Source organism: Steroidobacter cummioxidans (genome assembly GCF_003104955.1).
In genome coordinates this window covers 21,500-42,127 of record NZ_LSRW01000048.1, presented here as the reverse complement: position 1 = coordinate 42,127, position 20,628 = coordinate 21,500, and the positions used below count along the sequence as shown (strand labels likewise).

Here is a 20,628-nt window from a genome sequence, read left to right as displayed (position 1 = left end):
GCGATGGCAGAGCGTTCGGGCTTCTCAGGTGAGCATAACGAACAAGGGGCGGTATCGCAGCTGATCCCCAACTTGTGGGGCCGAAGAATGGAGCATCTCGAAATGGGGACGACGAGGCGTTGAGCAGTCGTCGTGAGAAAGTGGGGGCCAGTATGTTCCTCGCCGTCTTGTTTGCGGCGATTGGTGTCGGAGCAACCATGGACGGGCATCTCGAAGCGATACCGTTGCGTTGATCTTCGGCGCGTTCGCTGCGTACTGCGTCATGAGGGCTGTTCGAGTCCTCCGCAGCAAGCGCTGAAGGAAGCAATCGAGCTGATAGTAGGGCTGACTCGACTACTCGTGCGCTGCTGGTTCCCTCCTCGGGTTCCCGGTCTGCGATGATCATTGATGGACTGCGGCGGTGGTGTCTAGCGGAGACCTAGAGTGCAGGCGGCGGGAGCCGCTGAGCGCCGCTCGAGATCAAACAAACGAGTGTCTGGTGCGCTGCGGGTCGTCGGATGCGTCCATAAACGGTCGAGAAATCGATCGCTAGAATATATCGTCGATGTTTCCGATAAGCGTGATTCGATGGAGACGCTGGACGTATGTACATCTTGACGACGCCGAAGGACGCTCGACAATCGCTCAGCCTGGCCGTGCGATAGCGCGGGCCAGGCTTGCATTCCAGCCGTACCCGCCCGTTCTCGCAACCAGAAGAAGGTACGATGATGCCGCCTCGCTCTCACCTTGCGATTCTTGCGTGCCTCCTCGCGATGGTTTCATCGGCATTCGTGCCGCGTGCCGCGCTCGGGCAGGAAATCTCCGTGGCCGTCACATGGCAGCCGATCCCGCTGAATGGTTATAAGAGCTGGTCGCTGTTTCTGGTGTGCAATCCGCAATGGGCAAAACCTCAGGAAGCTCCCAAGCTGCGCGAGTTGTATCGTCAGTTTCTCGAGTTTGGCCAAGCGATCGGCGACACGCATCTTGCGGTCTGGTTGGTGGCCTCACGCTCGGCGCCTGCCCGCATCGACACGGCGCGCAGTGTGCGCTTTTGTGAGAATCTGAATCTGCCGCTCGCCGACGGGCCCTACGTGGTCGTGACAGGACGATACCCCGGAGCCGCGCTCACCGAGCAGCCCGATACGTTCGTCTCGGACCTGGGCAATCATTTGGTGGTGTCATTGAACGGCCTTGATGCCGAGCAAACGACGCACCTGCTCGAAACATTGGCAAAGCAGCTCGAGGCGAACGACCTTCAGCAGCGCACCGTGGACTCCGAAGCCTTCTGGCAAGCGCTGCGATCGCCCTTCGAATCGACCAGCGATCCGGTGTTGCGCGGAGTGAGTGCTACGTTCAAGACGAGCTATTTTTCGACCGCGATCGCCCAACCCTCTGCCGCGCTCGTCACGGCCGCGATCCCGGGCGCAGCCGCGATCGGCTCGGGCTCGACGTGGACGAGCATGAGAGCGGATCGCACGCCGGTGCGCCTCACCGCCTTCGTGGTGGGCCGAACTGGACTGACCTTCGATGCCGCCAAGAGCAGCTACAAAGGCACGTTCGCCGTCGCGCTTCAGAATCTCGATGACAGCTTGGATCGCGGCGTCCTTCATGATGCGGTGACGATCGCAGTGATCGCCGCCGGCGCGAGTGCCTTCAACCCGAGCCCGGTCAAAGTGGCGCGCCTGTCGGAGTGGAGCGACGTAGAGGTGTGGGTCGCGGATCCGCCGCCGAGGAAATATCGCGTCTCGGTGAGCGCCGGACCGAACGATCCCGGTAACTCCCTCGAGCTCGACGTTAGCCGGCCTCGGGCGGCGCTGCGCGCCGCGAGCACCAGCATTCTTGGCTGGGGCTTGGGCACGACCCGACTGTACGTGGCCTCGCGTGGTAATGGCGGTGCCTGGGTGCAGCTCTCTACGGACAATGGTTCTTTGGATCCGGCATCCATCCAACTCGATAGCGCGGGCAACGCGGTGACGACCTTGCGCTCGGATGTGTCGGGCAACGCGAGCATCGCGGTGGATCCTTTGCTGTGGGACGCCGAGCACGTGGTGATCACATTTCGAGCGCCGTATTACTTTCTGCTCGCCGCGATTCTGGGCGGGCTGCTCGGTGCGTTCCTCCGAGGACGCGGACGACGCAAATGGGTGCAGGCGCTTGCGATCGGGATCGGGACCGCTCTGTTGATGACCGTCGGCCAGGCGGTGGGTTTCAATGCGTGGATCGCGACCGCGCTGGGATCGAATACGTTGGCGACCTCAGGTGAAGCCGTGGTGTTTTTCCTGGGCGCGATTGCGGCGCTGATCGGAGTGTCGGTGTTGTTGCGTCCTGCGGCAAAGACTGAGTGAGCGCTGGTCGCTGGGCAAGGGCTCGTTTGGATCCGGGGATCGCTCAGGCTTGGTTGCCACGATCCCTGTCGGCGAGCCGACGTCCGCCTCAATTCCCCTTGATCCCCCGATTTGGCACTGGATTCGGCAGTAGACGTTGTTGCTAAAGATCATTGCTTAAGCATGGAGAGCGGCGCGGACCGCATCACGCGCGGGCGGTGACTCAACCGCAGCTAGTGCACTCTCCCGAAGTGACTCAGCGATCTCCATTTCACCAACACCGATGAATACGTCGAGGAGTAGGCGTACCTGCGTCACGTAGTAATCGACGTAGGCGTCAAATCGTGGGGCGTTGCTGGGAGGCTCGTTGGCGAGATCTGCAATGTCTTCGTTCAATATTCGACTCCACCTGCGAATCGCGCCGTCCGGGTCCCGAACGAGTTTGCGGGCGAGGTCAAAATCCTTGGCGCTGACTATCGATGCCATCGCGAGGTCAGCGCATTTTTCTGCGAGAGCCGGGTAAGTTTCTTGTAGGCGGACGAACAGTTCGTGAGTTAATTCTTGCTGGCCCAGTTGCTCATTGATCGCCCTGACGTCGTGAAATAAGCGCCGATCGCCATCGCCTCGCGCGAGCCGGTCCGACTTTGCGTCGCGGATTGCCTTCAGTGCCACCAATGCAGGCGGATACCGATTGGCGAGCTCGACCCAGTCACTCAATGCATACGAAAGGCGGACGCCGTAGAGCGATGGCTGCTCCTCCAGTGCGTGATCGTGAAACCATATGTGCTCGCGGAGAGCCTCTTCGTAGCGGCCGGCGGCGGTAGCTGCCAGAGCAGCGTGGTATCGTTCCTCGGCTTTCACATAAAATCCCAGCGGCGAGCATTGCTCGATATCGTACTCGAAGCTGTTTCGCTCTATCGACTGCCAGTAGGTCGCTAATCGCTCGGGTTCACGTGGTAGGAGTGACGTGTGATCCTACGCGCTTAGTGGACGCGGATTGGCACGGCCACCGGCGGTAACGGCTCAGGTGCTTCCAGCATCAACGGTTCACAACCCACTACATGTATCGCTTCACGAACCCATCCCTGCGGCTCTTTCCGAAGGACGAAGGCGTACGTTGGGATACATCGGTCGCTGACGTGCTCGATTGTGCAGACTGCGACCCGCCCTTGCTCGTCGTGAAACCAGCGATACGCCGATACGAGCGTGCGCCTGGGTCGAAAATCCTTGCTGCCAGGTGCGCCATAGTGAAGCCCTTTCGAAGCAGCGCGTCGCAATTCTAGCGAGTTGGTAGGGGGCTGGGCATCAAGCGTCCAAGTGAACTCGGACTTCCCGATTGCCTCGCGACATCGGTGTTCGCCACTTGCTGCAAGTACAACTTCAGGAGATGTACACGCCTGGATGGAGAGGAGCGGCAACAAGAGCAAATGCCTGCGCATAATCGATTTCCCCATCCGCAAATGGCTGCCTCAATATTGACTGCGAAAGCGGCAAAACTCACGGAATAGGTCGGTTGACTCTCGATGCCTCATTGCCGCTGGTTCATTTTTCTCGCACGACGCGGCGGGGCGTCGGTCATGACGAACATCTGACCGACGAGCGTCCCGGCCGAATCAATGCGTCAACGCCCGGGAACAGCGCGCCCCAAGCGGCTGATTCTTGAAGAAGCTCACCTGAAACCCCGCACCCACATCGAAGATATTGCTCCACGCAGCGTTCTGTGGATTCGAAGCGCTCGCGGTAGAACTCCAGTATCCGCCTGCAAGACAATCGGTTCCGGCCGGTGGAGTGCATGAGGTAGAAGGTGTGGAAGCGCTCTGGTCGCCAATCAGGAAAGCCAGATGGCCCGACATGCCTTGGGTCTGCGCAGGACAGGCGCCGTTCGCCGCATCGAGCTCGCAAACCGCGGGCAAATACCAGTCGGAGTAGCCACTGATCGTCGCCGTGCATAACCCCGCTGCGTAGTCTGACGAGGATGACGGACCAGACGAAAGCGTAAAGGGCGAAGCGCCGATTCCATATCCCGTGCGATACGAATGGTAGAGCGCCAGGATGTTGTTGGAATTGCACGCTCCATCAATTGATCCATTGCAGGCAGCGAACTCGCTCACTGGCGGAAAAGGAAAGGTGCTTGAATTGGAGTAGGAGCTGTCGAACATCCCCTTGGCCTGAGCGTAAGAGTCGCCCGCACCGGGGACTTCTGCGATCAAAGGAATGATGTCGAAGCTCACATTTGCGGGGGACGATCCACTGCCGTTGGAACTCCAGATGGTGCTCGTCGCCTGAGGGCCCGAGCCAATGTAAGGTGCAGCCTGATCCACCAGGGAGACCACTTTGCCGCCGATACTGCCTGTGTTGGCCGTCGTATCGTCGATTGAATAGACAAAGCCACCCTGGTATTGGCACCCGAAAGTCAAGACCAGTACGTTGCTTACGAGGGTGTTGGAGTTGTCCGCGCTGACGGTGATGGTGCCTGGCGTCGGGGCGATGCCTGCTGAGCACGAAGAGCTCGCGATGCTTCCCGGTGTGATCGTGATCGCGCAGCTGCCGCCGGGCGCAATCGATCCCGAACAGGTCGAGGATGAAATCGAAGTATCGGTGGGCAGACCGGCGCTGGCCACCGAGGTGTTTATGGCTGGACTGATTCCTGTGTTTGTGACCGTGATTATCCTGGGGGTCCCGGTCAGAGCGCTGCTCTGGGTCGTGCCGCAAGCACTCGAGGGCGCGCAGTTGGTTGCCAGCGCCAGGTTGCTCACCGATAGCGAGAGGGTCGTCGGATGGTCTACGCACGTGACGGCGACGTCGGTGACATCCGCGCTTCCCATGATTCCCGAGCCCCTGGCAATCGAGCAGGTTTGAGTTGCCGGTTGCGCCAAGACAGTCACATGGTAGGCAGCGCTTACGTCGATCGGGTTCGAGAAGGTGAAGCCGCCATTGCTGGCGATCGAGAGGTCGTTAGTGCCGTTGTTCTGAAGCACTACAGTTCCTGCCAGGCCCGCAACAGTCCCGCCGACGTGGTGAGTCGCGATTTGAGCGGCGGCATTGAAAGTAGCCGTGATGGTGGTCGACTCGCTCATCGTCACGACGCAAGCGCCGGTTCCTGAGCAGCCACTGCCGCTCCACCCAGCAAAGGTGGAATTGCTATCTGCGCTGGCTGTCAGGGTCACCTCGGTTCCGGGTGCATAGTCTTCGTCACAGTCATCCCCGCAATTGATTCCCGTGGGAGCAGTCGTCACGGTTCCGGATCCGGTACCCGACTTGGAGACACTCAGGGTGTGAGTCAAAAGGCCGAAACTAGCCGTCACGGACTTCGCTGCGTCCATCGTCACGGCACAAGGACCGGTTCCCGCGCAGGCTCCGCTCCAGCCTAAGAATTCAGAGCCGCTGCTTGCGCTCGCAGTCAAGGTCACTACCGTTCCGGAGGGGTAGGCCTCTGCGCAATCAGTTCCGCAGTTCACGCCGGGCGGCGAGCTCGCCACCGTGCCGGCGCCGACGCCATCTCGTGAAACCTGTAAAGCAAAGCGGGTGTCATCCGGCTGCGGGCGGCCATGACGATGATCGCTGCATGCACTCACCATCGTGAGCAATACGAGGGCGCACAACGGGATTTTGTTGTAGTTCATGTGAGGCCGAGAAAAGTGCCAGTGTGTGTGCGAATGCCCCCATCGGATTCTTCAAATTTCAGCGACGCGCAGATATCTCGCGCCGATTCCGATACAGCAGGTGCTCCGCTCGGTGGCCGCGAAGATTGTCGCCCGGAAGGTCGAGAGGGAGCGCGACGAGGTTCACATAAAGTGATTGCCGTCCCTTCAGAGCCTGTCGGACCGCGTTGACATGCCATCAGAAGGGAGTTGTCTGACCGCGTCGACGCTTGCTGCTCTCGATTCAGCCTGCCGGCCGCATGATCCGTACGAATCGAGGGGAGTCCAGAATTGCCGCCAGCCAGCGCGCTGTGTTGGGCAGCGGCAGACTTGCGAACCAGGGTAGATCGACCGCGGAGAACTGGCGGACGAACGGCGCGATCGCCATGTCCGCCAGGGCTACTCGATTCCCGAACAGGTAGCTCGATGATTGCAGCCGCGACTCCAGCAACTGCAGGCTGATTACCGCTTCGCTGCGGCTGAGCTCTCGATCCGCTCCGACGAATCGATTCGGATACTTGTATCGATCGAGATGCCCCTTGAAGTGTTCATCGAAATGGCGGATCAGCGAGCTCATGGTTGCGAAATCGTCGAGCTCCGGAGCCAACCATTGCTTCGGGGTCGTTTAAGGCGCAGAGCCCAAGAGCATGATGTCGAGGCTTTTTTCGTTCGATCACCGTGCCGTCGGTGTCGATCAGGACTGGCACCGTGCCCTTCGGCGACGCACGTAACATGTCGGCTGGCTTGTCGCGTAACGCGACTTCTACTACTTCAAAGGCTAGGGAACTTACGTCGAGTGCCAGCCGCGCCCGCATGGCATAGGGGCAGCGCCGAAATGAGTACAGTTTGGGGAGCTGCGCCTGCATGGGGCGCGAAGTATACCCGGTGGCTCGTCAACCCGCGCGCATGCGCAGAATCGTCGGGATATCGATCTTGCCGCCGTACTCGCTCAGCTCCTCATTGCCGCTCTCGACAGCGAACATCGCCATGCGATCCGCGAGCTCATTGCCTTGCGTGCCCACATGGGCGCTGACGTGAGTCAGGTGCACCTTGGATTGGATGCGACTGTAGACCGCGTAGGCGGCTTGAATGATCTCGAGGTTCTTGATCTCTCCGCCTGCCTTGCGCCAGCCTTTCTTTTCCCAACCCGCGGCCCACTTCGAAATGCAGTTGATCGCGTACGTCGAATCGCAAAGGACCTGCACTGTGGAGCCGGCGGTGATGGAGACTTCCGCCATGACCAGCGCGCGATGCAGAGCATTGAGTTCGGCTGTGTTATTGGTGCCAGCAGGGTTGTAGAGGCCGTACCAGAGCTGCGCTAGCTTGCCATTGTGGTAGACCGCGAGCCCGGACCCCGCCCGGCCAGGATTGGGATCGCAGGCGCCGTCGCAGTAGATCCGAAAGTCGAACGAAGATGAGTCGGCTTGCACCGGAGCCTGCTCGCTTGCCTTGTTTGCAGCCCGGCGCGCGAACGTGGACCTAGGCGCACCGCCCGCGAACGCGCGCTCCGCTTCCGCACGGGTCGCAAATGACTTGTAGCGCGCGCCCGCGAATCTATCGACCTGTCGATGCGTGGTGGGCCAGTCCGTAAACACACCCGTCTGCCGTCCCGCCCACACCACATAGAATTTCTGTGCCAACGCGCTGCCTTCGTTCGATCGGATGATCAGCGGCCAAGTCTAAAGCACGCGCCGCGTGATGAGTACGGCGCGCTTTCGACGGGCAAGTCGAATTCGCCACGCACAGCTCAGAAATGCAGAACCTGTCTGGCTCGTAGCAGCGTCGCCTTGGCGCCGGCGCGATAGAGCAGCGTCAGCCACCTTTGCACGATGGCGACGAACGCCTGATTGTCGGCCAGTTCGCCGAACAGCGAGGAAATCGCCAGCAGCGGCCTCGGATCAGTCCCGCCTTCGATTGCTCGAGAGCGCAGCAGCGAGGCGAGCGGATGAACGACAGGGATGGGTTGGCCCGACTCGTCCTCGCCACGCACCCGCCGCATCCAAGCCGCTAGTCCCAAGGCCAACAGCTCGACCGTCTGCGCTGCGTCGAGCCGGTCGCGAATCGGGTCGAGCAAATAATTCAGCGGCGCATCGTTGGTGACGCGCTCGACCGTGTCCTTGATCTTGGAGTTGGCAAAGCGCTCGAGAAGTTGCGCTCGATACGCCGGCAGGTCGACCCCGGGAACGGGCAACAGCGTCGCACCGGTCTCGCGCTCCATCAAGGCTGCCATGTAGGCCCGCAAGGCTGGATCACGAATGGTTTCGTCGATGTAAGTATAGCCGGCGAGGCGGCCGAGTTCGGCGATGGCAAGATGGCTGGCGTTGAGCAGGCGCAGCTTCATGAGCTCGTAGGGAGCGACATTGGGCACGAACTGCGCGCCGACCTCTTCCCAAGCGGGACGGCCAACCACGAAATCGTCCTCGATTACCCACTGCCTGAAAACTTCGGAGAACATCGGCCAGCGATCCTCGATTCCGAAGTGGGCGGCAAGGTAGCTCACATTCTCCAAGGTCGTGAGCGGAGTGATTCGATCGACCATGGTGCTCGGAAAGCGGCCATTCTTTTCTATCCAATCCGCCAGATGCGGGTCGCGGAGTTTCGCGAATGCGAGAACTGCACCCCGCAGCACGACGCCGTTGTGCTGAATGTTGTCGCAGCTCAGGGCGGTAAATGCCGGAAGGCCGCGCTCCATGCGCCGCCGGTACGCCTCCACGATGACGCCAATGGTACTGCGAGGGCGCGCGGGGTCGGCGAGATCATGCTTTACCAACTCATGCTCTGCGTCGAGTTGCTTGGTGGCCGAGTCGAGACAGTAGCCGCTCTCTGTGACGGTAAGACTCACGATACAAATGGCGGGATCGTCGATCGCGTCCAGCACGGCAGCCGATGATTGGCCGCCATAGAGAATGCCGGCAAGCGAACCGATCACCGTCGCGCGCTCATCGGAATCCTGACGTTCCAGCAACGTATACAGCGCGTCTTGCGGCGCCAGTGCTTCATGCACGCGCTCATCGGCAGGCATCAGCCCGACACCGATGATTCCCCATTGCAGGGAGTCGGCACGCCGACTCATCAGGTCATGGGTATATCGAGCCATGTGTGAGCGGTGAAATCCACCCAGGCCCAAGTGCACGATGCCGGCGCGGACGCTTGCGGGATCGAAGGCTGGCCGGTCAATCGCCGCGGGCAATCGAGCGAGGGAGTGACGACTGAGCTGAATAGTGGGGCGCATTTCTTTCCCTGGACTTACTTTGACCCGTAACGTTGGGCGCCCATCAACTTTCCCATGTCCGCGAGCCGAGGCAGATCCGCACCGCGTTTTTCGCAGGTCAAGCTGGCAGCGAAGCTCGCGTAGTGCATGGCGTCCGAGATGGCGGTTCGATCGAGAGTCGACAACGCAGGTAGCGTCAACAAGCCGTTCTGCGCCAGTCGCGCCAGCAAGGCTGTCTGGAAACTGTCGCCGGCTCCTACGGCGTCGAGTACTTTGACCGGCGGAGCCGGAACCGTCACGCGCCCGGATCGATGCCAGGCGGTCGCTCCGCGCGGCCCGTGAGTCATGATTACAAGCTTCACGCCGAGCTCGAGCCAATGTGCGGCTTGATCGTCTGGCTGCGCGCTGCGGCTCCAGCCACTCGCGAAGTCTTCGTCACTGAGCTTGATGATAGAGGCGCAGCGGGCGAAGCGTTCGATGCGCTGCCGCCATGAATCAAGCGAGCCCACTAGCGCCGGCCGCAGATTGCAGTCGAGTGCGATGACGATTCGCTGTGCTTCGCGCTCCGCCAGGGCAAGCAGCGCGCTTCCCACGGGTTCCACCGCCAGAGCGTAGGAGCCCAGCGCAATCGCCGCTATCGAAGCTGGCAATGGCCGCGGTACATCGGCAAGCTGCACGTCCTGGACCGCCGAGTCGTGAGCATAGAATGTGTAGCTCGGATGACCCTCAGCATCCGGCGATACGAGAACCAGAGGCGTCGGCCGCCCGCAACGCTTTACTAGAGATGTATCGACTCCCTCCTTCTGCAGGGTGTCGACCAGCAGCGCACCGAAGTAATCGAGCGACATGCCTGCAAAGAAGGCCACGGGGATTTCGAGCCGCGCCAGACCAACAGCAACATTGAAAGGCGAGCCGCCCACGGTTCCCTTCAGTGTCGGTCCGGAGGCGCTGTCCGATGTAGTGAACAGGTCGATCAGCGCTTCGCCGCAAACGAGGATCATGCTGGCACCAGCTGCGACTGGAGTGTGTTGCGCGCGAGTGCACGGCTGGTGTGTACGATGGCGCGCCCAGGTCCGACGAACACGATGAACTTACCCTCCGAGATCTGCAGGCTCAGATCATTGATGACATCCACGGAGGTATAACGCTTGCAGACGTTGTGAAGTTGCAGGGTCGCTATACGCAGGCCCTGTCCTGATCTCCTCTGTGCCAAGCTGTCCGCAATAGCATCGATCGCGGATGGGATGAGTCCGCAGGCAGCCACGACACAAGGGCGCTCGGGCGGGCTTCGGCAAGTGATGACTGTAAACGACACGATCGCGCTGGATAAGGTGCTGAGAAACGTGAGGCCGCCGAAAGCACAGTTCGCCCATGACCAACCAATGGTTGGCTCGATTGGCATCGGTGGGGGAAATCTACTCAATCCGATTGCTGGGATGATTCCTGAGAGTGATGCGACCAGCTTCGCTACTTGGAGTGATATCGAGAGATGGAGTGGATACGCCGGCGAAGCACCGGGGTTGGCGAGCGCAGGATTGCTTTATCTTGCGAAAAGTGACGCGCAAGACATTCTGCGGTCTGCATTGTCGCTACAGAGGGAACGTATGGTTGGCGTCGCTGTTGCTGACACTTTGGACGATGCCGCAGGAGTATTTAGAAACCCGAACGGCAGGGCGGCCTTGTCTTTGGCTGAGGCAGCTGGAAGATACGGCACTGCGCTGAGTGGATTGAGCGTTGCAGGTAACATAGCTACTGTCGCTGAGCAAGGCGCTTATGTGATGTCTGTGCCAGACAGTCAAAAACTTCTGGCAGCTGGAGCGGCTGTGACCAACGTTGCGGGCGATATCAGTAGCACGTACTTGGGCGCGCAGGGAGGAGCGGCAGTTGGTGCGTGGCTTGCGCCGTGGACGTTTGGCCTAAGCATTCCGGTAGGTGCAGTAGCGGGCGGAATTATTGGCCACTACACTTACTCGGAGGTTGCCACTGAACGTGTACGTGAAGGCTGAACGGGAATTAAGAAGAATGAGTAGAGCGGGCAATAAGTCATATCGGCTTCCAAGCAAAAGGGTGACAGTTTGTTCGTTTGCAGCGGCTGTTTTGTGGTGGGTTTTGATGGTCACCGGGATGCGGTTGCCGTACTTGCAGACCCATCTGGCTTTTCAGCTGCGCGTGTTTGTACTGTTCCCTCTGTTTGCCTCGGTACTGGCCTATTTTTCGTTCTTTTTTAGAGGCAAGCTGTTGTCGTCAGGATATGAGTTGCGGATGGGGCAGCTCGCAACTCGAAAGGATCGAGTTAAAAGCACGTTGTGGGGGCTGTTTGGTCTGGTTCTGATTTCTGGCGGCGTTGCGTGGACGAGTATTGGATTTCCGGCTTGGGCTACGGATCTTGTGGCTAAGGAAGTTTATTCCCGTGAGTATATTATCGAGAGCATCGAGGTGAGAGGTGGGCCTTTGTGGAGCACAATGTATCACTTGCGCCTACGAAGGCAGGGCGCTGATGAGACAGTGATGCTGCCTTTGAAGAGAATGATCTATGAGCAAGCTCGCTGGAAAAGGGGGCAATCTGTTTGTGTCCACGGGCGCTCGTGGATTTTGGGGACGATCATTGATGACGTTAGCCCAGACACTGAATCTTGCGCCAATCGGTAGTCGCGGACTGGCGTCCTACGAGAGGCAGCGCTCACCTGAGGTAGCGCTCACCTGGACACCCACCACCACTGCTGGAGGCTCCGACCGGATTGCTCCAGCGGTAGCAAGCACTGTATGCCCACCACACCAACAGCAGTTCGGTCTGCTTGATTTCTAGCAAATTGCCCAGTTAAGTCGCAGAAGATACTTGGACACCCATCAATCTTTTGCCGCATGGGCGCCGGCCGGGGCACTCTTGACTATCTTGCGCGGCAGACGTTGCGCGGGATCGCCGCGACTTCTCTACCCGCTCGGTAGCGGCCGGGTAGGGGAAGGTTCGAATTGCCGCGTGACCATCACCGCGCGGACCGCGCACATCCGAGCGGTGGTAATTGATGGGTGTCCAAGATTGTCCTCACACCAAGGACTTGATCAAAGGCAACGCACGTTCCTGGGAGGTGGGGCATGCCGACGATCAAGGTTAACGCCCTCGGTGGGAAGCCTCTGTTTGATATTTCGAGCCACGGTCGGCGCGGTCCAACGCAGCGGGTCGGCTGTCGCCCGCTGAGATCGCGCTCATATCCCGCACGGTTCATCGGGTGCCAGAAGTGATGGTCAAGGTGACCAGCGGTGCAGGCGCGTCGACCGCTCGGGGCGTCAGCGCTCAGCTACATCAGTCGGAAGGGCGAACTCGAGCTCGAGACCCATGAGGGCGAGCGGCTGTCCGGCCGCGGCGCGGGGCGGCAACTGATCGAGGAGTGGGATCTGGATCTGGAGGAAGCTCGGAAGCGGTCAAATCTGTTTGCAGTTGATCGACGAAAGGCCCCCAAGCTCGTTCAAAGCCGATTGTCAGCTCTGGAGGATCAGCACGAGCTCCTGAAACGATTCGGTATTGACGGAACGGTCTAGGTCGAACTTACATAGTCATCTCGTGAAGCAAACAGATCAATGGATCGCGTCAACCGCGGTCGAGCTTTCAATCTATCAAGGTGCTAGAAGCAAGCGAGACGATGGGAAGGGACCGAACGTTCTTTACTGCATTCAACAGCCGTTCCTCCAGGTCTTGCGGCAGATCGCGCAGTGACTCGTCCTCAAAGTAGGTTAACGCTTTCAGGCACTCCTGCGGCGCGAACGCCGGAAACAGAATCCGTGCGCCCGCCAATCCGGAAGACAAGCTCAGCCCGTTCCGCAGCAGTGCGTCGACGTCTAAGTAGTCCAAGGTCAAATGTGTGAAGAAATCGAACTCCACCGACTCGCGGTGTCCGAGATACAGTGCGACTGCAGAGCCGCCGTATAGCACAAAGGAGTCTCGACTGGCGTCCGCGAGATGCGGCCACAACGTGTGTTGCGAGGCTGGAAGAATGTCGAGCCTCGGGAAAGCACTCAAGACAGCTGCCTTCGGGGCAAAGGCGGAATGGCATGGGGCTTGGCCATTCCGAGGACCAACTGCCAGTAGTGCCACGAGCGTTCGGAAAACTCTCCTGCTCGCGCCTCACGGAGCGCGTGCTTGAACTCTTCGTCGCCCAGCGCGGCGCGCAGTGCCTCCACGTCAGCATGCGTTCCGATATTCATGACCTGGGCGATCAATCGGCGCCGGTCGCGAAGCGACCGCTCCGGAGGTTGCCACCAAATGTACTTGCGGGCGAGGGGTGTCAAGTCCATAGATGGGATTTTACAGGGTTCCGCAGGATGGCGCAGTTTCCGCTTCGACTCCATGAATGCGTGACGGGCGGTGCTGGTGCTCGGGCGTCCGAAACGATCCGCACAACTGGTGCACGCGTTTCTTGTACCAAGTTTGTACTAACCGTGGGCCGCCAACCCCAACGCTGCATGCGAAGTTGCTCGCGCGGGCAGCGAAATTGCTGCAAATACAAGGTTTCCAGATCGGGGGCGCTCAGCGGGAAATGACCTTGATGTCGTGTTAGGCTAAACTGGCGATCTCCTGAAAAGAGCTTATCGATGAACGAGTTAGATCGCCGCATCAGCGTGGCCCCCATGATGGACTACACTGACAGGCACTTCAGGTTTTTCCTACGCCTGCTCAGCCCGAACACGCTCCTATACACAGAGATGCTGACCTCGGCCGCCCTGGTCCGAGGGGATGGAGCGCGGCTGCTCACTTATGACAATGCCGAGCATCCCGTGGCGTTGCAGCTGGGTGGCAGCGATCCCAAAGAGCTGGCGATCGCGGCGAAGATGGGCGAGGACGTCGGTTACGACGAGATCAATTTGAACTGTGGCTGCCCGAGCGATCGAGTGCAGAGCGGGCGCTTTGGTGCTTGTTTGATGGGCGAGCCGTCGCTGGTCGCGGAGTGCGTGAGCGCGATGCGTAATGTCGTGAAGGTGCCGGTGACTGTGAAGTGTCGCATCGGCATCGAACCCATGCCGCAGGCAGGCGATGAGTTCGAGTTCCTGCGTAACTTCATTGCGACGGTCGCTGCGGCGGGGTGCGATGTGTTCGTCATCCACGCGCGCAAGGCCATCCTCAAAGGATTGAGCCCGAAAGAGAACCGCGAGATCCCGCCGTTGAAGTACGACGTCGCGGCCGCCTTGCGCGCCGAGTTTCCCGATCTCACATTCGTGTTGAACGGTGGCATCCGCACTGTCGAAGAAGTGCAAACGCATTTGCAAACATTCGACGGCGTGATGATCGGGCGCGAGGCGTATTCGAATCCGTATTTGTTAGCGCAGCTCGAGCAAGCCGTGTTCGATCCGAGCTGGAATCTGCCGGCGCGTGAGCTGGTGATCCAGCAATACGCAGACTACGTGCGCACCCGACTCTCAGAGGGCCATCGGCTGCGAAGCATGGTGAAGCACGTGCAGGGCCTGTATGCCGGCCTGCCCAGAGTGCGATCGTGGCGTCGCTACCTGTCCGAAGGCGCAGGCCAGCCCACCGCCGGCGCGGACCTGCTGATCGATGCGCTACGCATCGTGCAGGCCGCGGCCTGAGCTCGAACGCTTTACGGCTGATGCAGCGGAGTGCGCAGCCCGCGTTCGACGAGCACGCGCCAGGCGTCTTCCGCCGAGTCGACATAGTCGAATAGCTGCAAATCATCGGGACTAATCATCGCCTCTTCGAGCAGCACGTCGAGATTCAGCAGGCGCTGCCAATAGCTGCGATCGAAGAGCACGATCGGGATTGCGGGCGCCTTGCCGGTCTGACGCAGCGTCAGCAGCTCGAACAGCTCGTCCATGGTGCCGAAGCCGCCGGGGAAGATCACCAAGGCGTTGGCGCGCATCGCCAGATGCATCTTACGCATCGCGAAGTAGTGGAAGCGGAAGCTCAGCTCCGGCGTGGAGTAGTGATTCGGAAATTGCTCGTGGGGCAGGCGGATGTTGAATCCGATGCTCGGAGCGTGTGCCTCGGCGGCGCCGCGATTGGCGGCTTCCATGATGCCGGGGCCGCCGCCGGTCGCAATCACGTTGTCTCTCCACCGGTCCTTGGGTGCTTTGGCGCCGCCGCGTTCGCTGGCGATGCGTCCGAACTCGCGAGCGGCTTCGTACCAGGCGCATTGCCGCTGCAGGCGTTCCAGTTGCGGGCCGTCGACCGGCGTCGCTGCCTGCTGCAGGGATTGCAGCCGTTCTGGCGAGGGGACCCGGGCGCTGCCGAAGACAATGATGGTCGAGCGGACGCCCCAGTCCTTCAGCAGCAGATCTGCCTTGGCGTATTCCAGCGCGAAACGGACCGCCCGCATCTCATCGCGCAATAGGAAATTGGTGTCCTCCACCGGCAGGAGGTAGCTGGTCGATTCGATCTGCGCGTTCGCGCCGGCTTCGTCGTTCATCAGGTCTCGGTCATTGATCGTGGAGCACCGATTCTCCGAAACAAAGCGCTGCAGTGCAAATCCAGGGGCGCCGCCACGGTAGAATCGCCGAACGCTTTCTGGGCAAGCCGGCACAAGAACGAGGGAAAGGAGATGTGGCGATCCGTAGTCATGGCTGCCGCGTTGATGCCTGCCATCGCGACGGCGGCGACCACCAACATCGATGGAGTGTGGCAACGGGCGGGCGAGGCGGCACTGGTGGTTGCCGAGCAGGAGCGTGCCGCTCACGATATTCCGTCCATCATGGTCGGCGTCGTTACGCGGGACGGTCTGGTTTGGTCGGGCGGCGTCGGGCACGCGGACGCTGCAGCGAAAGTGCCGGTCGATGCGAACACTATCTATCGAATTGGTGGCTTGACGCAGGCGTTTACTGCCGAGCTGGTGCGATCGCTCGCGACGCGTGGTGCGCTAGATCTCGATGCGTCCGTGACTCGCTATCTGCCTTCGTTTCAACCGCGCAATACATTCGGTGGCGAGATCACGTTGCGACAGTTGCTCGAACATCGCAGTGGCTTGGTACGCATGCCGCCCAAGGGAAACTACGCGGACCTCGAAGGTGCGACGCTCGCTGAAACGGTCACGAGCTTGAATGCGACGGCGCTGGTTGCGCAGCCGGGCTCGGTGGTCAAGCATTCCGATGCGGGCTACGCCGTGCTGGCTCATGTACTCGAAGTGGTCGGCGGCAAACCGTTCGATCAGCTGCTTGCGGAGACAGTCTTATCTCCGAAAGCCATGACGCACACGTCTGTGCGAGCGGACAAGCAGTCATTGGCTCACGCCACCATGGCACCCTTCGACGGCGAGCGTTTCGCGCCGGCAGTGTTCGATACGGGTGTTGCGGCTTCAATCGGTGCACAGTCCAACGTAAAGGATCTCGCGCGATTCACGCAGGAGTTGATCGGGCGCGAAGCTGCATCGCTTGCCGGTGAGCGAGGCGTGTTGGATCGGCACGATGTCGTCTCGTTGAGTGGCAGCGTTTACGGCTACACCTCCGATCTCTCAGTGTTTCCTGCTGACGGCTTTGCCGTTATCACATTGATGGCAATCGACAGCGCGCAGCCTGTGCTGAAACGCGTGCGCGATTTCACAGCACGGCAGATCATTGCCGCGCGAGCGAAGCAGCGTCAGCCAGCATCGGAGCCGAGCAACAGAGTAGCCGTCGGGCTCGCGCATCAATTGCAAGGCCATTACAGCGACAGCGCTCGCAGCCTCGACATTCGCATCGTCGATCAGCGACTGTTTCTCGAAGCGCCGGGAGTGGCGGGNGAGTTGCGTCAGCGCGGCAAGCGCCTCGTTGTCGACGACCTCGCTGTCGCGGGCGATGAAGTGCAGGCCGACACCAAGTCACGCGCGATTACTTTTCGTGGCACGACTTATCGGCGTGCGAATTGGGAACAACCGCCAGAGCCGCGCGAAGATCTTGCAGGTCTCATTGGCGAATACGGCTGGCCGCACAACATCCTGCGCGTTTACGAGCGCGATGGTGAGGCATATGCGCGCGTCGATTGGTCGCAGCACTTCAAGCTCGAACAAGTAGGGGAGGACGCTTATCGGTTCCCGGCTGCGGGATTGTTCGCGAATGAAGAGCTGCGATTTATGCGCGACGAGCGAGGCGCCGCTGCGGCAGCGAACTTGAGTGGCATGGTGATGCCGCGCCGAGATCTTGGAGCTGAGACTGAAGTCCGCAGCCGCGCGAATGCGCCATTCATTTCGGGCTTGCTGGCCGGCGCGCGCAAGATGTCACCGCCGTCGCAATCCGGTCGGCTGCGCAAGCCGGAGTTGGTCGAAGTCAACAAGCTCGAGCCGGGCACGAAGCTCGATGTGCGTTACGCGACGGCTGAGAACTTCATGGGCGCGCCGTTCTACGATTCGCCGCGTTTCTTTTTGCAGCGTCCGGCGGCGAGCGGTTTGATTCGTGCGCATCACAAGCTGGCCGAGCAGGGCTTTGGCATCGTGTTGATCGATGGCTATCGACCTTGGTACGTGACAAGGATGTTCTGGGATGCCGTGCCACCAGAGAGCCGGCCATTTGTCGCGGATCCTTCCCAGGGCTCGCGACACAACCGCGGCTGCGCGGCGGACATCAGTTTGTTTGATCTGGCGAGCGGTAAAATCGTGGAGATGCCGGGCCGTTATGATGAGCCGTCGGCGCGCTCGTCGCCGCTATATGTAGGCGGCACTTCGCTGCAACGATGGCGCCGCGACTTGCTCAAGAATGCGATGGAGGCCGAAGGCTTCGATGTCATTGCCAACGAGTGGTGGCACTTTGACTACGGAGAATGGCGGCAGTATCCCGTCATGAATGTGGACTTCAGCGAGATCGGCTCCAGCCAATCTCGCTGAGTCGTACAATCACCTCATCGATTGAACGGCACCGGCGCGAGCCGACCGAAATCGCCTTGCTTGGTCGCGGCCAGATAGGCGGCGACCGCATAAGCCGCGACGCTCTGGTCGAGTGCCTTGGGGTCTACCTTGGCGAGCGTGTCGTTCATCGTGTGGTGCACGTCGAAGTACAGGCTGGCATCGAGCACGGGATCGAGCACCGGTACGCCGAGCGAGCGCAGCGGCCCGAGGTCGGCACCGCCCGAGGCGTTATTGGGGCCGCCTTCGATGGGCAGCGGCAGCATCGCGGCACGCATCTTCTCGATGGCGCCCAACGATTCCGGTGCCACTTGGGTCTCGAGGCGAATCACCGGGCCAGCGCCGGTATCGGCTTCCATCGCCAGCACATGCTTGGCATGTTCATCGCCGATCAGTCGCGCATATTCCCTAGCGCCCGACAGGCCGAACTCCTCGTTGGCAAACAACACCACGCGAATCGTGCGTGACGGCTTGCGATCCAGGCGCGAGATCAAACGCGCCGCTTCGATGACGATGGCCACGCCGGCGCCGTCATCCAGAGCGCCTTGGCCCAGGTCCCACGAATCGAGGTGGGCGCCCAGCAGCACGATCTCGCTGGCGCGGTCCGTGCCCGGAATCTCGCCGATGACGTTGGCCGACCAGGCCGGCGGCATTTCGCGGGCCGTGGACTTCAAGCGCAGTCGCAGTTGTTTGTTTGTTTTCAGTTGCCGCGACAAGGTGTCGGCGTCCGGATTGGACAGCGAGAAGGCCGGAATGCGGGGCGCATTTACGTCGTAGATCATGCGGCCGGTGTGGGCGAAGCGCTCATCCGACGTACCGATCGATCGGATCACCAAGGCGACGGCGCCGAGATTCCCGGCCACGCTCGCGCCTTGTGCGCGGTTCTTTACGGTTTTGCCATAGCCCGAGCCGTCCTTGGTCCGCTCCATGCGCTCGTTGATGAAGACGATCTTGTTCTTGATGTCACCCGCCTGCATCGCGCTCAGTGCGTCCAGCGAGGCGACCTCGATCACCTGCGCTTCGATGCCTTCTTCGCCGGTGCCGATGCTACCGCCCAAGGTGGCGGCGACCAGCGGCTGTGGAGCAGGGCCCAACAGCGTGACCTCGGTGGAGCCGCGGACCCAGCGGGGCACCAGCACGTCCTGGGTGCGCACCCCCGTGAAACCCAACTTGCCGAGGCGGTTCATGGCCCACCGCACCGCGGCCTCATCGCCGGGGGAGCCGGCGAGGCGGGGGCCGACTTCCGTGACCAGCGAGCTGACATGGTCGTAAGCGGAGGTGCCTTTGAGGGCGCGGTCGCGCAGAGCGCCGGCGGTGGCCAGTTCCGCCTCGCTCCAATCGGCGATCTGCGTGCCTTGCGCGAGCGCCGGGGTGGCGGAAAGCTGAACGGTTAGTGCCAAAAGCGCCAAAAAGCTGGCGCTGCGGATGGCGCTGGCCGGGCGGCGCGGGGCGCCGGTGGGAAGCATTTCGAGCATCCGAACTCCTTTTTCTGTCCCTGCGGCCCCCCAATGTGTAGGGATCCTGCGGGGTTATGTAGCGTTGTCGTATATACTGCCGCCCGTACCCGGCCGTTCGGGTGCGGGCCGGCAACCTCAAGCGGAACAGCAAGGATACCAATGGGGCGGCGACGAGGCGGGAGACGACGATGAGCGCCAAGGGGTCATGGGAAAGGACATCGAACTAGCCATTCTGTTTGCCGACGTCGTCGGCAGCACGCGAATCTACGAAGTCATGGGCGACCTTCGCGCCCGAGACATGGTGCTGACCTGCGTGGAGATCATGCGGGCCGCCACCGAGCAGAATCACGGCACGGTCATCAAGACCATTGGCGACGAAATCATGGCGACGTTCCCGACCGCGAACGACGCCATCAACGCCGGCAGCCGCATGCAACACGACATCCGCATCCATGCGGAGTTGAAGGTCGAGGGCCAGCCCATCGCCATCCGCATCGGCGGCCACTTCGGCCCGGTGGTGCTCGAGAACCGCGATATCTTCGGCGCCGCCGTCCACACGGCGAACCGCATGACCAGCCAGGCCAAGGCCGGGCAAATCATGGTCACCAGCGCCATGGTCGATCGGCTGGCGCCCGAGTGGCAGTCGGCCGTGCGTCAGATCGACGTGGCCACCCTCAAAGGCAAGACCAGCGAGGATGAGCTGTTCGAAGTGCTCTGGCAGAAGGAAGATGCCACCAGCAGTTGCCCGCCATCGCGCTCGGCGCCGCGGCCTCGAGTCGCGACAAACAGCGTGCGCGTCGCCTGCGGCTGCGATTTCAAGGACAGGAAATCGTCGTCGACGAAAGCCGTGCCAACATCGCCATCGGCCGCGCCGAAGAGAATGACATCGTCGTGAAAGGCAATCTGATTTCACGCCTGCACGCCAAGATCGAGCTGGTCCGCAACAAGTTTCAGCTGGTCGATCAAAGCACCAACGGCACGTTCGTCACCACGCGCGAGGGCGAAGAGGCTTTCGTTCGTCGCGACAGCATGCAGTTGAAGGGCGAAGGCCTGATCGGCTTCGGTCGTGTCCCCGAGAACAATTCGTCGCTGACTGTTCGCTACGTTTGCGAAGAGTAAGACCGCGGCTGCTCTCGATCGCAGCTGCCCTCAATAATAAGTAACAGTCGCGCCCCTTTCAGACTCGTCTCAAGGATTGAGGTT

General features: G+C 60.9%; 19 protein-coding genes. 8 read left to right on the top strand and 11 right to left on the bottom strand.

The genetic code is table 11. From position 1 onward, the window contains the following. Positions 1 to 752 precede the first annotated feature (752 nt). Entirely contained in the window at positions 753 to 2,324 is a 1,572-nt protein-coding gene (locus tag D0550_RS21995) for a hypothetical protein (protein WP_116811342.1), read from the top strand. A gap of 156 nt (positions 2,325 to 2,480) precedes the next feature. On the opposite strand, the gene D0550_RS21990 is transcribed toward D0550_RS21995, so the two are convergent. The 8 genes from D0550_RS21990 to D0550_RS34970 form a co-directional block, all read right to left on the bottom strand. Next, positions 2,481 to 3,164, bottom strand: coding sequence for a hypothetical protein (locus D0550_RS21990; RefSeq protein WP_116811341.1), 684 nt, complete (start codon positions 3,162 to 3,164; stop codon positions 2,481 to 2,483). Positions 3,165 to 3,916: 752 nt separating this feature from the next. Continuing rightward, complete coding sequence (locus tag D0550_RS34640) at positions 3,917 to 5,926, bottom strand: InlB B-repeat-containing protein (protein WP_153067263.1); 2,010 nt, start codon at positions 5,924 to 5,926, stop codon at positions 3,917 to 3,919. A 262-nt stretch (positions 5,927 to 6,188) separates the two neighbouring features. After that, positions 6,189 to 6,521, bottom strand: coding sequence for a glutathione S-transferase C-terminal domain-containing protein (locus tag D0550_RS35585; protein ID WP_206606460.1), 333 nt, complete (start codon positions 6,519 to 6,521; stop codon positions 6,189 to 6,191). After that, positions 6,493 to 6,759, bottom strand: a complete 267-nt coding sequence (locus D0550_RS36910) for a glutathione S-transferase N-terminal domain-containing protein (protein ID WP_349770732.1) — start codon at positions 6,757 to 6,759, stop codon at positions 6,493 to 6,495. The genes D0550_RS35585 and D0550_RS36910 overlap by 29 nt, the downstream gene beginning before the upstream one ends. Before the next feature lie 78 nt (positions 6,760 to 6,837). After that, positions 6,838 to 7,584, bottom strand: a complete 747-nt coding sequence (locus D0550_RS21965) for a ribonuclease H family protein (RefSeq protein WP_116811337.1) — start codon at positions 7,582 to 7,584, stop codon at positions 6,838 to 6,840. 107 nt (positions 7,585 to 7,691) lie between these two features. After that, on the bottom strand, positions 7,692 to 9,176 hold the full coding sequence (locus D0550_RS21960; RefSeq protein WP_116811336.1) for a mannitol dehydrogenase family protein: 1,485 nt from the start codon (positions 9,174 to 9,176) through the stop codon (positions 7,692 to 7,694). 14 nt (positions 9,177 to 9,190) lie between these two features. Next, positions 9,191 to 10,156, bottom strand: coding sequence for a carbohydrate kinase family protein (locus tag D0550_RS21955; RefSeq protein WP_116811335.1), 966 nt, complete (start codon positions 10,154 to 10,156; stop codon positions 9,191 to 9,193). Continuing rightward, on the bottom strand, positions 10,153 to 10,290 hold the full coding sequence (locus D0550_RS34970; RefSeq protein ID WP_161965979.1) for a hypothetical protein: 138 nt from the start codon (positions 10,288 to 10,290) through the stop codon (positions 10,153 to 10,155). The genes D0550_RS21955 and D0550_RS34970 overlap by 4 nt, the downstream gene beginning before the upstream one ends. Positions 10,291 to 10,450: 160 nt before the next feature. On the opposite strand from D0550_RS34970, the gene D0550_RS21950 reads away from it, so the two are divergent. The 3 genes from D0550_RS21950 to D0550_RS21940 all read left to right on the top strand — a co-directional run bounded on the left by D0550_RS21950 (position 10,451) and on the right by D0550_RS21940 (position 12,692). Beyond that, positions 10,451 to 11,161: a hypothetical protein gene (locus tag D0550_RS21950; RefSeq protein ID WP_153067262.1), complete on the top strand. Its 711-nt coding sequence runs from the start codon at positions 10,451 to 10,453 to the stop codon at positions 11,159 to 11,161. 16 nt (positions 11,162 to 11,177) lie between these two features. Continuing rightward, on the top strand, positions 11,178 to 11,804 hold the full coding sequence (locus D0550_RS21945) for a hypothetical protein (protein ID WP_206606458.1): 627 nt from the start codon (positions 11,178 to 11,180) through the stop codon (positions 11,802 to 11,804). A 609-nt stretch (positions 11,805 to 12,413) separates the two neighbouring features. Further along, positions 12,414 to 12,692, top strand: coding sequence for a hypothetical protein (locus D0550_RS21940; RefSeq protein WP_116811332.1), 279 nt, complete (start codon positions 12,414 to 12,416; stop codon positions 12,690 to 12,692). A gap of 67 nt (positions 12,693 to 12,759) precedes the next feature. Here the strand turns inward: D0550_RS21940 and D0550_RS21935 are convergent, their stop codons facing one another. Beyond that, positions 12,760 to 13,170: a hypothetical protein gene (locus tag D0550_RS21935; RefSeq protein WP_116811331.1), complete on the bottom strand. Its 411-nt coding sequence runs from the start codon at positions 13,168 to 13,170 to the stop codon at positions 12,760 to 12,762. A gap of 572 nt (positions 13,171 to 13,742) precedes the next feature. Between D0550_RS21935 and dusA the strand changes: the two genes are divergently transcribed. Beyond that, a complete protein-coding gene (dusA, locus tag D0550_RS21925) occupies positions 13,743 to 14,732 on the top strand; it encodes a tRNA dihydrouridine(20/20a) synthase DusA (protein ID WP_116811329.1) in 990 nt (329 codons plus the stop codon). 11 nt (positions 14,733 to 14,743) lie between these two features. Here dusA and D0550_RS21920 read toward each other — a convergent pair whose 3' ends face one another. After that, entirely contained in the window at positions 14,744 to 15,568 is an 825-nt protein-coding gene (locus D0550_RS21920; protein ID WP_116811328.1) for an LOG family protein, read from the bottom strand. A 132-nt stretch (positions 15,569 to 15,700) separates the two neighbouring features. On the opposite strand from D0550_RS21920, the gene D0550_RS21915 reads away from it, so the two are divergent. Then, positions 15,701 to 17,950: a serine hydrolase gene (locus D0550_RS21915; RefSeq protein WP_116811327.1), complete on the top strand. Its 2,250-nt coding sequence runs from the start codon at positions 15,701 to 15,703 to the stop codon at positions 17,948 to 17,950. A 14-nt stretch (positions 17,951 to 17,964) separates the two neighbouring features. On the opposite strand, the gene D0550_RS21910 is transcribed toward D0550_RS21915, so the two are convergent. Next, on the bottom strand, positions 17,965 to 19,443 hold the full coding sequence (locus tag D0550_RS21910; RefSeq protein ID WP_116811326.1) for a M20/M25/M40 family metallo-hydrolase: 1,479 nt from the start codon (positions 19,441 to 19,443) through the stop codon (positions 17,965 to 17,967). Between D0550_RS21910 and D0550_RS21905 the strand changes: the two genes are divergently transcribed. Beyond that, positions 19,394 to 20,320, top strand: a complete 927-nt coding sequence (locus D0550_RS21905) for an adenylate/guanylate cyclase domain-containing protein (RefSeq protein ID WP_116811325.1) — start codon at positions 19,394 to 19,396, stop codon at positions 20,318 to 20,320. The two genes, D0550_RS21910 and D0550_RS21905, sit on opposite strands and share 50 nt — an antisense overlap. Continuing rightward, positions 20,317 to 20,544, top strand: coding sequence for an FHA domain-containing protein (locus tag D0550_RS34965; protein ID WP_161965977.1), 228 nt, complete (start codon positions 20,317 to 20,319; stop codon positions 20,542 to 20,544). The genes D0550_RS21905 and D0550_RS34965 overlap by 4 nt, the downstream gene beginning before the upstream one ends. Positions 20,545 to 20,628 lie beyond the last annotated feature (84 nt).

What these genes read in the sequence shown, in the direction of transcription:
- D0550_RS21920 (WP_116811328.1), bottom strand. Translation starts at nt 15,568, where the DNA reads ATGAACGACGAAGCCGGCGCGAACGCGCAGATCGAATCGACCAGCTAC.
- D0550_RS21905 (WP_116811325.1), top strand. Translation starts at nt 19,394, where the DNA reads ATGGCGCTGGCCGGGCGGCGCGGGGCGCCGGTGGGAAGCATTTCGAGC.
- D0550_RS21960 (WP_116811336.1), bottom strand. Translation starts at nt 9,176, where the DNA reads ATGCGCCCCACTATTCAGCTCAGTCGTCACTCCCTCGCTCGATTGCCC.
- D0550_RS34640 (WP_153067263.1), bottom strand. Translation starts at nt 5,926, where the DNA reads ATGAACTACAACAAAATCCCGTTGTGCGCCCTCGTATTGCTCACGATG.
- dusA (WP_116811329.1), top strand. Translation starts at nt 13,743, where the DNA reads ATGAACGAGTTAGATCGCCGCATCAGCGTGGCCCCCATGATGGACTAC.
- D0550_RS21910 (WP_116811326.1), bottom strand. Translation starts at nt 19,443, where the DNA reads ATGCTCGAAATGCTTCCCACCGGCGCCCCGCGCCGCCCGGCCAGCGCC.
- D0550_RS21945 (WP_206606458.1), top strand. Translation starts at nt 11,178, where the DNA reads ATGAGTAGAGCGGGCAATAAGTCATATCGGCTTCCAAGCAAAAGGGTG.
- D0550_RS21955 (WP_116811335.1), bottom strand. Translation starts at nt 10,156, where the DNA reads ATGATCCTCGTTTGCGGCGAAGCGCTGATCGACCTGTTCACTACATCG.
- D0550_RS36910 (WP_349770732.1), bottom strand. Translation starts at nt 6,759, where the DNA reads ATGCGGGCGCGGCTGGCACTCGACGTAAGTTCCCTAGCCTTTGAAGTA.
- D0550_RS35585 (WP_206606460.1), bottom strand. Translation starts at nt 6,521, where the DNA reads ATGAGCTCGCTGATCCGCCATTTCGATGAACACTTCAAGGGGCATCTC.
- D0550_RS21995 (WP_116811342.1), top strand. Translation starts at nt 753, where the DNA reads ATGGTTTCATCGGCATTCGTGCCGCGTGCCGCGCTCGGGCAGGAAATC.